This is a genomic window from Streptomyces sp. DvalAA-14 (assembly GCF_900091855.1).
Classification (GTDB): domain Bacteria; phylum Actinomycetota; class Actinomycetes; order Streptomycetales; family Streptomycetaceae; genus Actinacidiphila.
On record NZ_FMCH01000384.1, the window covers coordinates 1 to 3,730 of the forward strand.

Here is a 3,730-nt window from a genome sequence, read left to right on the forward strand (position 1 = left end):
TGCACCGCGCCGCGCCCCCGGCCGCCGAGGGCGTGCCCCGGACCCCGACCGCCGACACCCTGGCCACCATGCAGGCAGCCGTCCTGGCCGGCGAGTCCCTCTGGATCGGCTACGTCAACGCCGAGGGCGCCGCCACCCAGCGCGTCATCGCCCCGGTCCGCGTCGAGGGCGGCTACGTCACCGCCTACGACCACAACGCGGACAGCCTCCGCACCTTCGCCCTGCACCGCATCACCGGCGTCTCCGAACTCGCCGACGACCCGGCCTGACGGTCCGGCCTGACGGTCCGAGACGATCAGCGCGGGCGCGGGCTCCAGTTCGAGCCGCCACAGGTGCTCGATCCCGGCTTGCGCGGAGTACGGCGGCTTCAGCGTCACACACCATGGGCCATGGCCCACTGACACCGCCCGCCCGCTCCGGTCACTCCTCCGGCTTGCGCCCGTATCCCATCCGGTGCCACCAGTGGGTGCGGCGCGGGTGGAGGGCCAGGCCCAGGCGGCGGCCCAGCAGGACGTAGCCGATCAGGGCGCCGGTGGTGTTGAGGATGACGTCGTCGATGTCGAAGGCACGGCCCTCGACGATCGCGCCCTGGGTGATCTCGATCATCACCATGACGAGGGCGGTGAGCACCAGGACGCGGACCAGGCCGCGGGCCTTGGGGAAGAGCATCGGCAGCAGGATGCCGAAGGGCACCCCGAGCAGGACGTTGCCGCCGATCTGCTTGACGGTGTCGCGCAGGGTCGGCTGGTCGAGGTAGGCGCGGATGGAGGCGCCCGGGCGGAGGTTGGTGTGCACGAGCTTGACCGAGGCCGGGGAGGGCACCAGCGTCACCTTGGCGAGGGCGACCGCGAAGGCCAGCATGCCGAGGATCGCCAGCGCCATCACCGCGGCCCGGGCCAGCGAGGAGCCGAACGAGCGCCGTTGCAGGACCGGGCGGCGCGGCGGCTCGGGGGGCCGGGGCCGGGGGCTTCGGGGGGGCGGGCGTCGGGCGGGCGGGGGCCGGCGGTGCGGCCCCGGAGCGAACCGAGCGTACGGCTCTTGCGGGCGGGCCGCTCGGGGGCCGGCGCCTTGGCGGCACCGTCCTTCACCCGACGCGGTTTTGGTTCCGGCTCCGGCTTGGGTTCCGGCCTTTTCGACGTCACGCGGAACAGCGTGTCTCGGACGGCCATGAACCGCATCCCCCTCGGTAAGTACCCGCACCCTGTGTGCTCTTGGCGCTTACCCCGAACCGGCCCCCGTACGCACCCCGCGGGCTTCCCTCCTCGGCCGCCCGCGGGATCCCCGTCAGATGTCCTCGCCGGCCCCCGTCAGCAGGTCGTCGGCGTCCACGATCCGGTAGGCGTAGCCCTGTTCGGCCAGGAAGCGCTGGCGGTGCGCGGCGAAGTCCTGGTCGATGGTGTCCCGGGCGACCACGGAGTAGAAGCGGGCCTCGTGCCCGTCGGCCTTGGGACGCAGGATGCGGCCGAGGCGCTGGGCCTCCTCCTGGCGGGAGCCGAACGTGCCGGACACCTGGATGGCCACCGTCGCCTCGGGCAGGTCGATGGAGAAGTTGGCCACCTTGGAGACCACCAGCACCGAGATCTCGCCCTGCCGGAAGGCCTCGAAGAGCTTCTCCCGCTGCGCGTTGGACGTCTCGCCCTTGATCACGGGCACGCCCAGGTGCTCGCCCAGCTCGTCCAGCTGGTCGATGTACTGCCCGATGACCAGGGTCTGCTGCCCGGCGTGCTTGCGGACCAGCGCCTCGGTGACCTTGCGCTTGGTCGCGGTGGTGGCGCAGTAGCGGTACTTGTCCTCGGCCTCGGCGGTGGCGTACGCGAGCCGTTCGGTCTCGGTGAGGTTGACCCGGACCTCGACGCAGTCGGCCGGCGCGATGTAGCCCTGCGCCTCGATCTCCTTCCAGGGCGCGTCGAAGCGCTTGGGCCCGATCAGCGAGAAGACGTCCGACTCGCGGCCGTCCTCGCGGACCAGGGTCGCGGTCAGCCCCAGCCGGCGCCGGGCCTGCAGGTCGGCGGTGAACTTGAACACCGGGGCCGGCAGCAGGTGCACCTCGTCGTAGACGATCAGGCCCCAGTCGCGGGAGTCGAACAGCTCCAGGTGGGGGTAGACGCCCTTCCGCCGGGTGGTCAGCACCTGGTAGGTGGCGATGGTCACCGGCCGGATCTCCTTGCGGGTGCCGCTGTACTCGCCGATCTCCTCCTCGGTCAGCGAGGTCCGCTTCACCAGCTCGTGCTTCCACTGCCGGGCCGACACGGTGTTCGTCACCAGGATCAGCGTGGTCGCCTTGGCCTGGGCCATCGCGCCCGCGCCGACCAGCGTCTTGCCGGCGCCGCAGGGGAGCACCACGACGCCCGAACCGCCGTGCCAGAAGTTCTCCACCGCCTGCTGCTGGTACGGCCGCAGGCTCCAGCCGTCCTCGGCCAGGTCGATCTGGTGCGCCTCGCCGTCGACGTAGCCGGCGAAGTCCTCGGCCGGCCAGCCCAGCTTGAGCAGCGCCTGCTTGATCTGGCCGCGCTCGGAGGGGTGCACCAGCACGGTGTCCTCGTCGATCCGGGCGCCCACCAGCGGCTGGATCCGCTTGGACCGCAGGATCTCCTCCAGGACCGGCCGGTCGGTGGTGGTCAGGACCAGGCCGTGCACCGGGTCCTTGCTGAGCCGCAGCCGCCCGTAGCGGTCCATCGTCTCGGCCACGTCGACGAGCAGCGCGTGCGGCACCGGGTAGCGGGAGTACTCCACCAGCGCGTCGACCACCTGCTCGGCGTCGTGGCCGGCCGCACGGGCGTTCCACAGGCCGAGGGGGGTCAGCCGGTAGGTGTGGATGTGCTCGGGGGCGCGCTCCAGCTCGGCGAAGGGGGCGATGGCCCGCCTGCAGGCGTCGGCCTGTTCGTGGTCGACCTCCAGCAGGAGGGTCTTGTCGCTCTGGACGATCAGACAGGACACGCAGGACCTCCGCGGTCGGGGAGCGTGTTGGACCGGACGTGCCGGGGACCGCGGTGACGCGATCGGCCCGGGGCGCGTTCGGGGGGAACAGAAAATTGTACGTCGAATGGCGGGCATGCCCGGGTGGCCGCCGTCCCGGCCCCGGTGGGGGCGGTGATCGCGGCCCCGGTGCGGGCGGTGATCGCGGCCCCGGTGCGGGCGGTGGTCGCGGCCCCGGCCGGGATGCGCCCGCCGGGCTCGGCGCCGTGATCACCCGGGTGGCGGACACGGCGGTGGGGCGGGTGTGGCCATCCGTGCGAATCTGCCGGGCCACCGTTCGTGGCATACAAGCTGATGAGTCATATGTGATGTTTTCTGCCCCCATGGATCACCAGCAGACGCACCCTCCCGCCCCGCCGCGCCAGCGGAGGACGCTGCGGGCTGTCGCGGCGTCCACGGCAGTCGTCGGCGCGGCGGTCATGGCCGCCGCCGGCCTGCTGCTCCCCGGCTCCGCGTTCGGCGTCAGCCGCACGGACGACGACGGCGTGCCGGGCACCGCGTACACCCAGAGCGACTCCGGCGACTCCGGCGACTCCGGCGGCTTCGCCGGCTCCGACCACGGCCGGCCCTCCTTCGGCTCGGGCGCCTCCGAGCACACCCGGCCTTCCTACGGCACCGGGTACGCCAGCCGGCAGCCGGCTGCCCCTGAGGCCGGGGCGCCGACCACGCGGCCCGTGTACGGCCACCCGCAGCCGTCGGACTCCTGGCCCGCCGCGACGACCACCAGGCCGGTCTACGGGCCACCTCCAGCCGT

At 72.9% G+C, this 3,730-nt stretch carries 4 protein-coding genes and 1 pseudogene; 3 read left to right on the top strand and 2 right to left on the bottom strand.

Annotated features, from left to right (window positions below):
• The coding region (locus tag GA0115240_RS19890) for a WYL domain-containing protein (protein WP_141708902.1) at window positions 1-269 on the top strand (269 nt) is incomplete at its 5' end.
• 151 nt (window positions 270-420) lie between these two features.
• Here GA0115240_RS19890 and GA0115240_RS19895 read toward each other — a convergent pair.
• Both GA0115240_RS19895 and GA0115240_RS19900 read right to left on the bottom strand, forming a co-directional pair.
• Window positions 421-882, bottom strand: a complete 462-nt coding sequence (locus GA0115240_RS19895; RefSeq protein WP_093738105.1) for a VanZ family protein — start codon at window positions 880-882, stop codon at window positions 421-423.
• A gap of 402 nt (window positions 883-1,284) precedes the next feature.
• Window positions 1,285-2,937, bottom strand: a complete 1,653-nt coding sequence (locus GA0115240_RS19900; RefSeq protein WP_093738107.1) for a DNA repair helicase XPB — start codon at window positions 2,935-2,937, stop codon at window positions 1,285-1,287.
• A 123-nt stretch (window positions 2,938-3,060) separates the two neighbouring features.
• Between GA0115240_RS19900 and GA0115240_RS38380 the strand changes: the two genes are divergently transcribed.
• Entirely contained in the window at window positions 3,061-3,186 is a 126-nt protein-coding gene (locus GA0115240_RS38380) for a hypothetical protein (RefSeq protein ID WP_256069895.1), read from the top strand.
• 113 nt (window positions 3,187-3,299) lie between these two features.
• Window positions 3,300-3,730 (top strand): annotated as a pseudogene (locus GA0115240_RS37015) (hypothetical protein); the annotation flags it as partial.